Origin of the sequence: Geomicrobium sp. JCM 19038, from assembly GCF_000698125.1 — a bacterium.
GTDB lineage: Bacteria > Bacillota > Bacilli > Bacillales > Marinococcaceae > Geomicrobium_A.
In genome coordinates, this window is sequence record NZ_BAXA01000004.1 from 39,598 (window position 1) to 54,487 (window position 14,890).

The 14,890-nt window shown below is 41.5% G+C and carries 12 protein-coding genes and 4 pseudogenes; 9 read left to right on the forward strand and 7 right to left on the reverse strand.

The window, feature by feature from the left end; all coding sequences use genetic code 11:
* The first annotated feature begins 129 nt into the window (after positions 1-129).
* Positions 130-2,013: an asparagine synthase (glutamine-hydrolyzing) gene (asnB, locus tag JCM19038_RS06510; RefSeq protein ID WP_042415900.1), complete on the forward strand. Its 1,884-nt coding sequence runs from the start codon at positions 130-132 to the stop codon at positions 2,011-2,013.
* A 120-nt stretch (positions 2,014-2,133) separates the two neighbouring features.
* Here asnB and JCM19038_RS06515 read toward each other — a convergent pair whose 3' ends face one another.
* The 6 genes and pseudogenes from JCM19038_RS06515 to JCM19038_RS06530 all read right to left on the reverse strand — a co-directional run bounded on the left by JCM19038_RS06515 (position 2,134) and on the right by JCM19038_RS06530 (position 5,888).
* A complete protein-coding gene (locus JCM19038_RS06515; RefSeq protein ID WP_307189974.1) occupies positions 2,134-3,108 on the reverse strand; it encodes a hemolysin family protein in 975 nt (324 codons plus the stop codon).
* Between the two features lie 35 nt (positions 3,109-3,143).
* Entirely contained in the window at positions 3,144-3,443 is a 300-nt protein-coding gene (locus JCM19038_RS24910; RefSeq protein WP_307189975.1) for a CNNM domain-containing protein, read from the reverse strand.
* A 231-nt stretch (positions 3,444-3,674) separates the two neighbouring features.
* Positions 3,675-4,576, reverse strand: a pseudogene (locus JCM19038_RS20465) (LCP family protein).
* Positions 4,577-4,627: 51 nt separating this feature from the next.
* Positions 4,628-4,789 carry a hypothetical protein gene (locus tag JCM19038_RS24915; protein ID WP_307189976.1) on the reverse strand — a complete coding sequence of 54 codons (162 nt, stop codon included), beginning with the start codon at positions 4,787-4,789 and terminating at the stop codon, positions 4,628-4,630.
* Positions 4,776-5,716: pseudogene (locus tag JCM19038_RS25375) on the reverse strand (MsnO8 family LLM class oxidoreductase). The gene JCM19038_RS24915 and the pseudogene JCM19038_RS25375 overlap by 14 nt, the downstream one beginning before the upstream one ends.
* Positions 5,607-5,888: a DUF3219 family protein gene (locus JCM19038_RS06530; RefSeq protein ID WP_042358850.1), complete on the reverse strand. Its 282-nt coding sequence runs from the start codon at positions 5,886-5,888 to the stop codon at positions 5,607-5,609. The pseudogene JCM19038_RS25375 and the gene JCM19038_RS06530 overlap by 110 nt, the downstream one beginning before the upstream one ends.
* A 247-nt stretch (positions 5,889-6,135) precedes the next feature.
* On the opposite strand from JCM19038_RS06530, the pseudogene JCM19038_RS06535 reads away from it, so the two are divergent.
* From JCM19038_RS06535 to JCM19038_RS06550, 4 genes and pseudogenes are all read left to right on the forward strand, one after another.
* Positions 6,136-7,142 (forward strand): annotated as a pseudogene (locus tag JCM19038_RS06535) (PTS transporter subunit IIC).
* 74 nt (positions 7,143-7,216) lie between these two features.
* Positions 7,217-7,540, forward strand: coding sequence for a 2Fe-2S iron-sulfur cluster-binding protein (locus tag JCM19038_RS06540; protein ID WP_042415903.1), 324 nt, complete (start codon positions 7,217-7,219; stop codon positions 7,538-7,540).
* A gap of 41 nt (positions 7,541-7,581) precedes the next feature.
* Positions 7,582-8,868 (forward strand): Zn-dependent hydrolase, encoded by a 1,287-nt coding sequence (locus JCM19038_RS06545; RefSeq protein ID WP_042415905.1) that lies wholly within the window; start codon positions 7,582-7,584, stop codon positions 8,866-8,868.
* A gap of 80 nt (positions 8,869-8,948) precedes the next feature.
* Positions 8,949-10,034 (forward strand): tetratricopeptide repeat protein, encoded by a 1,086-nt coding sequence (locus JCM19038_RS06550; RefSeq protein ID WP_042415908.1) that lies wholly within the window; start codon positions 8,949-8,951, stop codon positions 10,032-10,034.
* Positions 10,035-10,044: 10 nt separating this feature from the next.
* Here JCM19038_RS06550 and JCM19038_RS06555 read toward each other — a convergent pair whose 3' ends face one another.
* Positions 10,045-11,220, reverse strand: a complete 1,176-nt coding sequence (locus tag JCM19038_RS06555) for an MFS transporter (protein ID WP_042415911.1) — start codon at positions 11,218-11,220, stop codon at positions 10,045-10,047.
* 602 nt (positions 11,221-11,822) lie between these two features.
* Between JCM19038_RS06555 and JCM19038_RS23380 the strand changes: the two are divergent.
* From JCM19038_RS23380 to JCM19038_RS06580, 4 genes and pseudogenes are all read left to right on the forward strand, one after another.
* Positions 11,823-12,400, forward strand: a pseudogene (locus tag JCM19038_RS23380) (hypothetical protein).
* An 8-nt stretch (positions 12,401-12,408) separates the two neighbouring features.
* Positions 12,409-13,332, forward strand: coding sequence for a LysR family transcriptional regulator (locus JCM19038_RS06570; protein ID WP_052361163.1), 924 nt, complete (start codon positions 12,409-12,411; stop codon positions 13,330-13,332).
* 128 nt (positions 13,333-13,460) lie between these two features.
* Positions 13,461-14,399 carry a TAXI family TRAP transporter solute-binding subunit gene (locus JCM19038_RS06575; protein WP_052361167.1) on the forward strand — a complete coding sequence of 313 codons (939 nt, stop codon included), beginning with the start codon at positions 13,461-13,463 and terminating at the stop codon, positions 14,397-14,399.
* On the forward strand, positions 14,386-14,889 hold the full coding sequence (locus JCM19038_RS06580; RefSeq protein ID WP_042415917.1) for a DUF1850 domain-containing protein: 504 nt from the start codon (positions 14,386-14,388) through the stop codon (positions 14,887-14,889). Before JCM19038_RS06575 ends, JCM19038_RS06580 begins: the two co-directional genes overlap by 14 nt.
* The last annotated feature ends 1 nt before the right edge of the window (position 14,890 follow it).

The following is a 14,890-nucleotide window of genomic DNA, read 5'->3' on the forward strand; positions in this document are numbered from 1 at the left end:
TTCAAAAGTGATCGAGTGGAATTAAAGATGGGAATTCCTTTTTTCTATACATGTTTTACGTCAAAGCGTAGCAAACTACGAAGATTAGAAAGTCAAATTCGTAGGCTGTTGGAAAAGGAGAATTGTAAGATGTGTGGGATTAACGGGATTGTTAACACAAGCGTTCATTCAATGAAACAAGAAGATTTACTACATATGAATGAGCAAATGATTCATCGGGGACCTGATGATCAAGCGATCTGGAGTGATGATCACATCGGTCTTGGTTTTTGTAGACTTGCGATTATCGATCCTTCAACAGGCATGCAACCGCTCACGAATGAAGATGGAACACTTCGCCTCATCTGTAATGGTGAGATTTATAACTATCAAGAATTACGTATGAATTTAATCGCTCGTGGACATCAGTTTACGACGAAGAGTGATGCAGAAGTTCTTCTTCACCTGTATGAAGAATTAGGAGAAGCGTTCATTTATGAGCTTCGAGGGATGTTCGCATTTCTTTTATGGGACGAGCATCAAAAGCGTCTTATTGCAGGACGCGACCCTTTTGGTATTAAGCCTCTACATTATTGTATCGATGACGGTAGGATACTTCTTTCCTCTGAGATTTCTAGTTTGGTAAGGGTACGAAAAGAGTGTTCAAAGGTTGATGCGAAAAGCTATGCGCACTATTTAACCTTACAATATGTTCCTGGTGTAAATACGATGATTGAAGGGATTAAATCTGTTCGTCCAGGGTCGTATTTGTGTATAGAGACTAGCGGGAAGGTTCTCTCCAAGACGTATTGGAGCACTCAACCTTCAACAGTCGAGCAAACCGATCGAGAGAATTGGAAAACAAAAATTCGCGAAAGCTTGGAGGATTCGGTGAATGTACATATGCAAAGTGATGTACCTGTTGGTAGCTTCCTTTCAAGTGGAATCGATTCGACGATTATTACCGCATTAATGCGTCAGCATGGTCCGCTGCATACGTTTTCGATTGGTTTTGAAGGTGAGCAGAATGAGTGTGAGATTTCTCGGGAAACCGCAAAGCAACTAGATACCATTCATCATGAACAAACGTTATCCGAGGAGACGTACTTTGAACTCGTTGATGAAGTGATCTCTAAGCTGAATCAACCCATTGCTGACCCTTCAGCAGTTCCTTTATATGCCCTTTGTAAAATGGCAAAGGAGAATGTGACCGTCGTATTATCAGGGGAAGGAGCGGACGAGCTGTTTGCAGGTTATCGAATTTACCAGGAGCCAGAAGCGTTAAAAGCGATAGCGAGTTTACCTCGTATGCTAAAAAGACCTTTGCGCCAAGTCTTGTCTAAACTACCAGCGATGTATGGGATCAATTATTTGCAACGCGCGTGTACGCCACTTAACGAGCGTTTTGTTGGTAATGCGAAAGTATTCCAAGGGGATAAATCATCTGTTTTAAACAAACGTTTGATTAATTACGATGTGTATGAAGAAATGTGTAACGTTTATGAAGAAGCAAGTAATTGGAACGACGTTCAAAAGATGCAACATATTGATATGAACTTTTGGTTACCGGGAGATATTTTAGTAAAAGGGGATCGGATGTCTATGGCGAATAGCCTTGAGTTGCGTGTTCCTTTTCTAGACAAGGAAGTGTACAACGTTGCTCGCGCAATACCAACAAAATGGCTGGTCGACAAAGGGACAACAAAAAGGTTGTTACGCGAGGCATTTGCAGATATAGTACCTGCGCATGTTCTTCACCGTCCGAAGCTTGGCTTTCCGGTCCCGCTACGCAAATGGCTGAAAGGTAATCGAGGAACGGAGATGGTAGAACGGATTGTAGCATCGAATATAGGTGATTATGTAAACATTCATTATATAGAGCAACTTCTACGTGAACACCAACTAGGCAAGAAGGATAACAGTAGGAAGTTGTGGGTCATTTACGTGTTTGCTGTGTGGTTCGAGCAACAAGAGCGGCTCATGCAAAGTAGTGAGAGACAAACATTACTAGAAAAGACGTCCAACCGCCTGTAAATAAAAACGGGCAGAGCATGTGGAGATTACTGTCCTTCAGAGTCACTCGCATAGCTTTTTCATAGGGTAACAAAAAATAAGCTTCCTCCAAATGGAGGGAGCTTATTACATTGTGTATGATTATGATTGTTCGATGGATTGTTCTGTGAAGATGATTTCAAGTTTGCGGTAGCGATATTCGTCCCGTTTTAGAACCTTTATTTCAAGCTCCTCGGTGCGCCATCGTTGTCCTTCTTCGATGTTAGGGTTTTTAGCGAATAGCCAGCCCCCGATCGTATCAAATTCATCCTCATCAATTTTTGTTGGGAGAAACTCATTTACGTCGTCAATGAGTGCAATTCCATCTACAAGAATGTGGGAGTCAGCAATCTGTTCAATCTCTGGAATCTCTTCTTCATCAAACTCGTCGCGAATGTCCCCAACGATTTCTTCAAGAATATCTTCAATGGTAATCATCCCAGAAGTACCGCCATACTCATCAATCAAAACTGCTAAGTGAGCACCTTCTGATTGCATTTTACGTAGTAGACGTTTAATTGGTGTTTGATCTGAGACGGTTAAGACTGGACGAATGATTTCATTTAGATTCACAAGGTTTTCTTCAACGTTCAAGAGTAGAAACTGCTTGGTGTTGATAAAGCCGATCATGTCGTCTTTGCTTTCACCAATGATTGGGAAGCGGGTGAACCTTGTATCTTGAATAATCGCCATTGAATCTTTGAAAGAATCATCGACCGACAAACAGATCATATCTGTCCTAGGTACCATAATCTCATGTGCTTTTCGTTCGTCAAAGGCGAAAATATTATTTACGTAGCCAAATTCTGCTTGATTAATTTCACCGTGCTTTAAGCTTTCGGTAAGTAAAATTTGTAACTCTTCCTCGGAGTGTGCTTCTTCCCGCTCTGCAGCAGGTTGTATGCCGAACAGTCGTACAAATCGGTTTGCGACACCATTGAGTACAAATATAATTGGATAAGCTAATTTATAAAAGATTCTTAGTGGTCGTAACAAGAAAAAGCCAATGGCTTCAGGCTTCTGAATGGCAGCGGTTTTAGGTGCCAATTCTCCGAAAACGACGTGCAAAAACGTCACAATTGCAAAAGCTAGAACAAAAGATAAAGGTGTAATCAGTGTATCTGAGACGCCACTGCTTCAAACACAGGGTGTAAAATACGTTCGACGACCGGCTCACCTAACCAACCTAGACCGAGTGCAGTAATCGTAATTCCAAGCTGACATGCGGCAAGGTATCCGTCTAACTTCTTTACGGTGTCTTTCATTAAAGAAGCCTTTACATTACTTCCTTCATCAATCATTTGATCGAGACGACTGTTTCGAATTCTAACAATCGAGAATTCTGACGCCACAAAAAAAGCAGTGGCGATTAATAACAATACAAACAGCGTCGCGCTAATCCCTATACTCAACGAAACATTCTCCTCTGTTATGCAGTATGTTGTTGTAGATGTTGAATAATGAACAGCAAAATAGACAATTATGTTATGCACAAATAAACAGGAACATCACCCCTGTAAAAACGTGCAACTCATTATTCTAGATCTTCACTCACCTGCCTCAAAGGAAATATTAAAAAGTATTATAGCATGAATCATCTGTGTATGGGGGTGACCTTGCTGGGATTTGGAGCTAGAAAAGCTTCAAAGCTCTAAATGTTTTTTTAGTTTATTGGATTGTTTTTCAAGTTCTTCATCTGAGACGAGTAAATAGTAAATCCCATCTTTATACGTCCCAGTTCCTTGTAATGTATGCTGTTCAATATGATGCCTAGAAGGTTCATAGGCGAATAAATCAATCATATCACTAAGTGTTAAATTCGTTTCAACGTTATCGCGAACGGTAGTGAAGATCTCATTTATTTTTGATATCGATGGAAACTGAACGATTTCTTTTAGAAAGCTCTCGATGACTTGCCGTTGACGAATGTTACGCCCTGAATCACCTAAAGGATCTTCGTAGCGCATACGAACGTATGCCAAAGCTTCTTCTCCGCTTAATTCAGTTGGACCTTCTAAAAACTCAAATCCACCATATTCAAAAGAAAATGAGTTGGTAACCGTGATCCCATCAACTGCGTCAATTAGATCTGTAAAGCCTTGCATATTAATTGTTACGACATAGTCAATCGGTATATCGAGTAAGCTTTCAACCGTTTCAACTGTCATATCAGCCCGCCGAATGCATGAGCATGATTGATTTTATCGATGGTGTTGTGACCGATAATCTCTGTGAGAGTGTCTCTTGGGATGCTAAGCATTTGAATGGAGGATGTTGTTTGATTGACTGTGGCAACGATTAGTGTGTCTGTTCTACCTAACGTTTCATCCTCAGCGTCCAAGCCGAGGAGTAGAAACGAGATGGGGTCATGCTCTTCAACAAGAGCAGGTTCTGGGCGGTGGACGGAAGGGTGAGTACGTTCAATGGGGCGGTAAATGTCGTCAGTCGTTTTCGTGAGTGCACCGTAGGAATAGAAAAGAAATCCAGCGATACACAAGGCAAGCGTTGCCATGATTGCCCCCAAAATTAAATACGTTTTTTTCATCTCATCCCCCTTGCCACAGAATATCTTTTGTTAATGATATGGCTATAGTTCTTAGTTTAGACGGCCTAAGGATAAGTCATTCATAGCATCTGCAATCAATTTATAGGAGTGAATGCGATCGTTAACGTTATGAGCAGGAGTGTGAATCATCACTTCTTCAGTAGGAAGTTCAGCAATTTTTTTTGCGACAACAGCAGGGTCACCGACAATCATCTTTTGTACATATTCTTCGAACTTTTTTTTGCTCATCGGATTCGAGCGTGTATTGACTTGCTACTTGAATTGAAGGGATCCCGTCGTTTCCATGACCGTGATTGACTTGTTGTTGCCAAAGGAAGAGGCTTTTTGCAAGGAGCATCGCTTTTTCGATCGTTTCAGCACAAAGGGCAGCAATGGTCATCATTGAGTTTGCCTGTGATCCTTTTGTTCTCGGTGTAAATTGGTCGTGATAAAGAGTGATTGCTTCTGTTCCATCTGTATCACTCATCCATTGACCGAAGGCGTAACTCATCCCCAGTTTAGCAGCCAGTTCAGCACTTTTTTTACTCGTCCCAAGAAGCCAAGTTGAAGGTGGTGTGTTTGGAACAGGGGATGCGTGAATGTGTGAAACCGTTTGATCAATGTATGCTAGTAATTCTTGAACAAGATCCGGCATTTTATAAACGGCTTGTAAGAAATTATCATTAAGTGCATTGGTTACTTCGGCGCTCCCACCTGGGGCGCGACCAAGGCCGATATCAATTCGATCTGGAAAGAGCGTAGCGAGTGTATGATGAATTTCTGCCACTTTAAAGGCTTATAGTGTGGCAAGAGGATGGCGCCAGTGCCTAAACGGATGCGAGAGGTTTTACCGCCAATCCAGGCAAGTAACACTTCAGGAGTAGAAGAAGCTAGTCCATTCAAATCATGGTGCTCGGTTAACCAAAAACGTGTATACCCTAGTTGTTCGACAGCTTGTGCGAGCGTGGCAGAGTCTATCAGAGCTTCTTGTGACGATTTTCCAGCCGCGATTGGGGAGCTATCGAGTACGCTAAGCTTCATGAACATCTCCTTCTTTCTGCAGTGTGAGTGAAAATGTACCGACTTGGTCGGGTTCGTATAAGTTCGTAATTGACGTTGAATAATTGATGATGCTCCCATTAAATGAACGATTTTGATCGGGAATTGTAACAAGAAAACGTTGGCGATATAAAAGCGTTGTTACAGCATGATAGTCATTTGAATGCACTTGAAATGTAAAGTGGATCGATTGGTCGTCTTCTGCCCAATCCATGGCCTCTATATGGTTGTCATCTAGCTTAATGTGTATCATTTATTGTAGCCTCCTCGTGTAATGCTTATGGTGTAGACAATAACAGATAAACCGTTATGAATCGTATGTTTAGGCTTACTAAGGCGCTTTTAATCGTAGTATGTGTTGGATGCGCAAGTCTCATAAGTGCATCGAACGACGATTAATAAGCTACTTTGTGAAGTATTTAACAAATTTATATAATAGTTTTTAGAAGTTTTCGTTATGATAGAGAAAGAATAGCTATTTGGAAAGGAAGTAATGAATTATGCGGGCGTTTTTAAAGAGAAAAGGAATTGACCTTTCTTGGCGTACGTACATTATTACAGCTTTTAGTTATATGACTCTCGGGTTGTTTGCGTCATTATTGATTGGATTGATCATCCAGACGCTCGGAAATCAACTGGGCATTGAGTTCCTCGTTGATATGGGGACGCTTGCGATGGGACTGTTAGGTCCAGCAATTGGTGCTGCAGTCGCTTATGGTCTTGGTGCACCGCCACTGGTATTGTTTGCAGCGATTGTTAGTGGAGCCGCCGGTGTTGAACTAGGAGGTCCTGCCGGAGCGTTTTTAGCTTCAGTTCTTGCAGTAGAGTGCGGGAAGATCGTAAGCAAGGAAACGAAGTTCGATATTTTACTTACGCCTTTTGTGACGGTAGCGGTCGGGTATACAGTGGCTGTGCTAATTGGTCCGCCGATTGACTCGGCTATGCGGGAGTTTGGCGGTCTCATTAACTGGGCAACAGAACAGGAACCGTTAATTATGAGTATGGTCGTGGCAGGGCTTATGGGATTGGCACTAACAGCACCGGTTTCTAGTGCAGCAATAGCCATAATGATTGACTTAAATGGTCTTGCTGCTGGAGCTGCCACGATTGGTTGTTGCGCCAGATGATTGGATTTGCCGTAAGTAGTTTTCGAGAAAATCGAACGAGCGGCCTTATTTCGATGGGAATTGGGACGTCGATGCTGCAAGTACCGAACATCGTTAAAAACCCATGGATCCTAGTGCCACCAACCGTCACAGGGATTCTACTTGCACCCATTGCTGTCATTTATTTTGGGATGATTAACAATGCAGAAGGTGCTGGGATGGGGACTAGTGGTTTTGTAGGACAAATCATGACGTTAACATCAATGGGGTTCACAATGGATGTGTTTATTCTCATATTGTTGTTTCACTTTGTATTGCCAGCTTTGCTCGCATTTTTCCTTTCAGAACTTATGCGTAAGATGCGTTTAATTAAATTTGGTGATATGAAATTAGAGCAATAAGGGTAAAGAACGGTTATACAATGTTTTGATCTAATGATAGAATTTTTCCTATACATAAAAAGGGGATGATTTGATTGCCAACAGTTACGGTAAAAGATAAAGGGAGCTTTCAAGTAGAAGCAGGAACAAAGTTAGTACTGGCTCTAAAAGATAACGGCGTGGATATTTTGCATCGTTGCGGTGGGAACGCAAAATGCACGACATGTCGTTGTGAAATTATTAGCGGTGATCCAGGTCTCATGGAGCAGCCTGAAAAGGAAGCTCGTGAGCGAAGAGGAGTAGACGATGAATCCGTACGTTTGTCTTGTCAGATTAGAGTTGAGTCTGATTTAACTGTAAACCCTATTCGTCTAGCGAGTGTTGAAGGTCTTGATGCTGGACCACGTCCTACAGAATAACCTAGTGCCAATAACGAAGAAGATAGGGAGTTGAAGTAACAATGTACGATCAACTGTATAACCGTTTATTATCTGAATACGCTGAGAGCCAAGATGCTCTCGGTGTTCAAGGTGAACGACTTGCCAAACGACTTAGTAAGATTGCCGAAATTGGTTTAACAGCTGATGGTGGGAGTGATCGCGTCGGCTTTTCAGAAGGAGAAAAGCGAGCAAAAGAACTTGTCATAAGTTGGATGGAACATGCCGGCATGAGCGTACGCTCAGATGAGGCTGGAAACGTCATTGCTAGATTAGAAGGAAGTGATCCATCGTTACCACCCGTAATTAGTGGTTCGCACGTTGATAGCGTTCCGAACGGAGGACATTTTGATGGTCCGTTAGGTGTGTTATCTTCTTTGGAAGTCGTTGAGGCTTGGGCAACAGAAGGGTATACGCCAAAGCGTGCATATGAAGTGGTGATTTTTACTGATGAAGAAGGAAGTCGATTTAATAGTGGTTTAACAGGAAGCCGTGCAATGACAGGCGTTGTAGATCTTACTCAACAGATGGCTCTACGTGATGCAACAGGTGATTCGTTTGAGGAAGTGTTGGCAGCCATTCAACTGGACGCACAAACCTTCACACAAGCAAAGCGTGAATTCCTATCTGGAAGTGACTACATTGAGTTACATATTGAGCAAGGTAAAGTATTAGAAGAGCATAACCTTCCGGTAGGTGTTGTGTCAGGTATTGCAGGGCCGAGGTATTGGAAAATGACGTTCACAGGAGTTGCAGGACACGCAGGTAATACAGCGATGAATCAAAGGCAAGATGCGCTCGTCGCAGCATCACAACTCGTACATTCTATTGCTTCTTTACCTATTCGGCACAGTGAGACAGCGGTAGCAACTGTTGGGAAATTAACGGTTGAACCGAACGGTGCGAATGTCATTCCTGGTAAAGTAACACTTGTTGTGGATGTAAGAGATATTACAGCTCCGACAAGAGATGTATTATTTGAAGAAATAAAAGAAGTTGCTAACACAATTGCTCAAGAGTGGAATGTGTCATTGGAGTGTGAAGAAACAATTAATGTGGCGCCAGTACCAGTATCACAAGAAACGAAGGAGCGATTGCACTCAGTCATAGAAGCAGAAGGATTTACATCGATTGAGATTCCTAGTGGTGCGGGACATGATGCGATGTTAATGGGAACACAAATGTCTATGGCTATGATTTTCGTGCGAAGTGTGAAAGGCATTAGTCATCATCCGGATGAATGGACGACATTAGCTGATTGTGTTACTGGTGTAAAAGTTTTGAAAAGATATGTCGAACAATTGCAATAAATAAATCAAGGTTTTAATGCGAGTGTATCTCCTCATTGTGTTATAATATTCTAAACATTTGTGGCATGGAGGGTACATCAATGTTGCATGAATATTCACCGGCAACGGTTGGGGGTGAAATTAACCTCTGGTATGAAGCGGTAAAGCATAACCATCGTGAACTGGCGGTCCAGCTGAAGGATAAAGTTTCTGGAATGCTTGAGCAAATGCTCCCGGATCATAAGGTTGTCACGTTTTATCAGCTTGTTTCGTTTAAGCACGATAAGTTTCTCGATGAGCGTTGGCTCAACTTACCGTATTATAGCAATGCTCCTCAACCAACTGATGAAATGGATTGTCTTTTAGATTTTTTCTCGTATTATCTTCATGCGGAGTCACTTATGGAGAGCAAGGATTATCGAAATGCATTTAAATATTTCTCCCGTGCAGAAGATATGATAAATGAAATTGATGATCCGGCTGAACGTGCAGAATTTTTCTTTCGGTTTGGACGTGCCTGCTATTCCCTTCATTTGTATGGAGAAGCGCACCTCCAATTAACAAAAGCGCTAACGCTTTATGAGCAACAATATGGGTATGAGCGTGCCCAAGCAAGTTGTAAGATTTATTTATCTGATGTTGAAAACTGGCTAGGAGAAACAAACAGAGCAAGTCAGTTAATCAATGAGGTGTTACGAGTTGAAGAGAACTTAGGTGATCTGAAACCGAGGGTATTAGGAGTTTCAGGTCTTCATGCGATGAAGTCTATGAATTATGAAGAGGCTCTTAAGCATTTTGAACGTGCGATTAGCGATGATGAATACGCAACAACGATTGACGGTGTCCAATCAAAAATACTTCTAGCTGTAACGTACTTCTTCTTAGAGCAAGACCATCATGCTCGCTTGTTATTAAATCATGCAGAATATGAGGCAAAAGCGAACAATTATGAGAATCTACTAGCGATTTGTTTGATCTTGCGTGGGTTGCATGATTATAAAGATCATACGTATGTAGAAGAAGGCCTTAAGCTCTTATCTGAACCTGGTCTTGAGCGTGTGTATTATGATACGACCGTTTTCATATCGAGGTACTATGAAGATCTTGGCCAACTCGACTATGCGCTGTATTTCCTAAAAAAGACAGTGAATTTGAAGTTGATGCATCCGCAACTAACACTCACGTGATTCTAACGAATCACGTGTTTTGTTTTGATTGAACGATTAAATAGATCGTAAGAATTCCACCAACAACTGCTGTGAAACTTGCAAAGACAAAGACTGCTGGTAATGAATAGTGTTCAGCAATGAGACCTGCCAGCCAAGGGCCTAAGAAGATTCCAGCTGCATAGTATGACTGATAAAACCCCATAATGGTCGTTTTCATCGATGGCGGAGCGAGGGTGGCTGCTTGCGACAAACAGATTGGTAATACAAACCCCAATGCAAGTCCAATAATCGCATGAACGATACTAATGGAAAGTAGACCTGTAGACAGAGGAACAGTAAGAAAAGCAATCGCTGACAGAAAAAGGCTGCTCATAACAATGGCCAATTCTACTTTTTTTGTGAGTTGTATGGTAGCTACCATTAACGAAGAAAGTGCATGAGGTAGAAAGAAAGCCGTCATGAGAAGTACCATTTGTTGTTCATTGATTCCAAGTGTAGCAGCATAATTTGGCGTGAAGCCAAAAATCGAAATAAACATAAGACCGTGTGTAATAAGAGCAATGGTTGCAAGAGGCATTAAAGACTTTGTTTTAAGCGTGCGGGTGAAATATTCATGTGTTTGTAGTGTTTGAATTTGAGTCGCATCATGGTCTACAACTTTGACGAATAATGAGAGAACTAGTCCAATGATTGACACGATCACGCCCACCCAAAATGGCGAGAGCCAACCGAAAGATTCCACGAGCAAGCCTGCCGTTAGCATACTCGCAAACTGTGGGAGAACAGTAAAAAGTTGCATTGCCCCCATCGCTTTACCTGATTGGTCTTGATGAACATATTGAGCATAAAGGATCGTCGCCATCACCCACATTGCTGCGGTAACACCAGAGAGCAGACGACCGATTAACACCATTACGAAGGAATCAAAAAAGACGAGAATTAAGCCACTAATCGCAGCGATCACAAATCCACTAACGTAAAGCCCTTTACGAATCGATCGTAGCCGATCGGATAAAACCCCTAACGGAAAACGCAAAGCAACTTGCAAAATCCCATAGCTCCCGAGAATGATTCCGATCGCTGCATATGGAAAAGAGATCTGTTCTAAATACAAGCTAAAGATCGGAACGTATATGTAAGTTGCTAACCAAAAGCAAAACACAGATGCTAAGAAAATGATATGATCCAGTCTCGTAATCGTCATGGAATCACCCCCATTAACAAATTCTAACAAATATAGTTGAGCATTCGTAGTTTTGTGAGCATTTGCAACAAAATGATTTCTGTTATAGAGTTATAATTAATAGTAATTTATACTTAATACTAATATATGCTATCCTCGTACTACTTTAAAGAATACGAGGTGCTTGTTAAATGTCAAAGATTGCGGTTGTTTCATTTGGTTTAGGTCCGATTGGAGTAGAAATTCTTAAGAAGTGCAGTCTGGAAGAACATATAGAGGTTGTTGGTGGTGTCGATGTTGATCCACAAAAATTAGAATTGCCACTGTCTGAACTTGTCAGTGAAGCCCCTACTAATCGTCATATTCATGATAATATTTCGAAATTACAACATATTGTAAGTGCTTACGAACATAAAGTTGCAGTTCATGCTACGGGTTCGCACCTCCCCTCAGTTTGGCCTCAAATTAAAGAGCTTCTTGATCACGGTTTTCATGTCGTATCTACGTGTGAAGAGCTTCTCTATCCTTGGCATCGTTATCCAGAGCTTAGTGCAGAAATTGATCAATATGCGCAACGTAAAGGGAAAGCAGTCATTGGAACTGGTATTAACCCTGGTTTTGTTATGGATACACTCCCGCTTGTTGCGAGTACTGTAACCGATGGAATTACACGTATTCAAATCAAACGTCACGTTGATGCGAGTAAGCGTCGCGTACCTCTTCAACAGAAAGTAGGGATCGGCAAGACGGTTAAAGCGTTTGAAGAACTTGCCAAAGACAATGCGATTGGGCATGTCGGCTTAGAAGAATCATTAAGAATGTTGGCGGCAGTCTTGGCGTTACGATCCAAGACATTGACGCATCATTACAACCTGTTTTACTTGAGCAAAAACTGTCTCTTCCTTGGATTGACCTGGAAATTGGAGATGTCGCAGGGCAGCTTCAGAAGATGAGTGCAGTCACAGAAGAAGGAATAACACTCGAACTAGAATTAAAAATGGCAGCAGGTTTAGAGGCTCAAGACGCAATTTTTGTCGAAGGGAATGATCATGTGCAATTACTTATTCCTAATGGAATATTTGGTGATACGGCAACCGCATCAATGATTGTAAATGTAGGAAAGTCTCTAGCGTGGCAAGAGCAAGTAGGTCTTGTAACAATGATGGATGGGGGCTTGCCGAGATATCGTTATAAAGGGTGATTAAGGAAATGAACTTATTAGGATTTAGATATTTTCTTGAAGTAGCTCGTACGTTAAATTTCAGTGAGGCATCGAGGTATTTACATGTGAGTCAACCTGGGCTTAGCCAGCAGATCTCATCATTGGAGAAAGAGTTAGGGTTTAAATTACTGAAAAGAACGACAAGACGTGTAACCTTAACCGATGAAGGTGCTTTTCTCTATGAAAATTTAAAGCCATCTTTTAATAAGATCGAGAACACGATTGAGGAAATTGCAACACTAAAAAAAGTGCCACAAGCGATCATTCATATCTCTACAGTACCGTCTGCTGCGAACCTTTGGTTACCAAGTCTCGTGAAGCGGATAGGAGAGACAAATGCTGACGCTGAACTTTACTTAGATGAAACAACTTCTAAAGTGGCAATTCAGTCAATCAAGAAACAAAAAAGCCATATCGCGTTCGTGCGCATGTCACCTGAATCGAGCGAGCTAGATCAAGAAAATCTAAGTACTTATGAGTTAAGTCAACATCCATTAATGGCAGTGGTCTCAAAAGACCATCGTTTTGCAAATGATGACATACTGGATTTAAAACAGCTAAAAGACGAATCATTTATCCATTATCACCCAAAAAACTCACCAGAGCTTTATTATTTATTAGAAAGAGCTTGTCTACAGGCTGGGTTTGTACCGAATACAATCTGTAGTGGCCCTGAGATTATGACGATTGGAACGTTAATCAGCCATGGATTAGGTGTAACGCTTATGCCAGAAGATATGGTACAACTTCTTAGAAATGAGTCGGTTAAATCGGTGAGACTTTCAGACCAGGCATTAATGAGCTCAATAACAATGATCTGGGAAGATACTCCCTATACGCCTCAAGTCACAAGGGAAGTTGTCACTATTGCTAAATATGAGTTTTCTAGTATAACAAGTCAATATTTATAATTAAGAGTTATAAATCTATAACAAATACTTAATTAAAAGCAGATAAAGATCATGGTAGGGTTAATGAGGAATCTATTTGTATCTATTTAGAAAAAATTCCGAATTACTACATGATGGGGGTCATTATTGTGAAAAAGTTATTTGGTACGACTTTAGTCGCTGGCGCGTCTGTTGCATTACTTGCAGCGTGTGGAGACTTTGAAGATGAACTGGAAATCCTCACGGGTGGAGAGCAAGGGGCTTATTACCCACTTGGTGCTCAAGTATCAACAGTGATTAACGACCATGTGGATAGTCACGATGCCGCACATTTCTCAACAGGTGCGTCCGTTGTTAACATTAACGACATTGCAGATGGAAACGGTCACATTGCCTTTTCGCAAAATGATACGGCTTATTATGCAGAACAAGGTGGAAACGATTTCTTCGAAGAGCCAGTTGAAGGTGTTCTTGGTCTGGCAACACTTTATCCAGAAGTCATTCAGATTGTTGCAACTGAAGCATCAGGTATTGAAACAGTTAGCGACCTAGCCGGAATGAGCGTTGCTGTTGGTGACGTTGGATCAGGTACAGAGGTCGTAGCAAGCCAAATTCTAGAAGCACACGGTGTTACGTATGATGACTTTAGTGTTGAATACCAAGACTTTGGTGATGCAGCTGACAGCTTACAAGATGGTAATATTGATGCAGCCATTATCGTTGCCGGTACACCAACAGGAGCGATTGAAGCATTATCCGCACAAGCCAACATCACACTTGTTGATGTAGAAGCAGATGCAGCTCAAGGTCTACTTGATGAGTATCCGTTCTATACAGAGTATACAATTGAAGATTCATACGGCTTAGATGCTCCAGTTAATACGCTTGCAGTACAAGCAATGTTAATTGCACAAGCTGAACTTGAAGATGAAGTGGTTTATGACATTTTAACTGCGATTTTTGAAAATGAAGAAAGCTTTTCAAATGCGCATAATGCCGGTAACTTCATCAGCTTAGAGAGTGCTCAAGATGGAATGTCGATTGAATTGCACCCAGGTGCACAACAGTTCTACGATGAAAATCAATAATAAGGTTTCTAAACGAGGAGGGCGATTACTAGCTCTTCTCCTCGTTTTTTCTAGTCTGATTATTGTCGTTTTATATATGATGATAAGTCAGCGTGAACCAAGGCTACAAATTGTTGCAAATGAAACCGGTGAAGTGCTTTATAGCTATGAGGTGTCGCCGGGTACCCAGTTTTATCATGAGTACATCCATTCTGTCATGAAAACACCGATTCGCGAGATTTTTATGATTGATGAAGACTACATCATTGTTCCGAAGGAAACGTGGACGAAGTCTTTTGGTGCGGGTATTCCTTATGCTGAAGTAGAGCAAATGGAAATGGTCGATGGTTATTTTATCGTTCCGAGTTCAAGTCGAGAGATTGATTCGATTCATTTAATGCCTTCGAACATGTACGAGCATACCTTTCAATATGAAGATGAAGAGATCATCGTGTTATCAGAATTGCCGGAGGATGTACGGAAGTTAACAATTGAGGTTATAGGAGGATGAC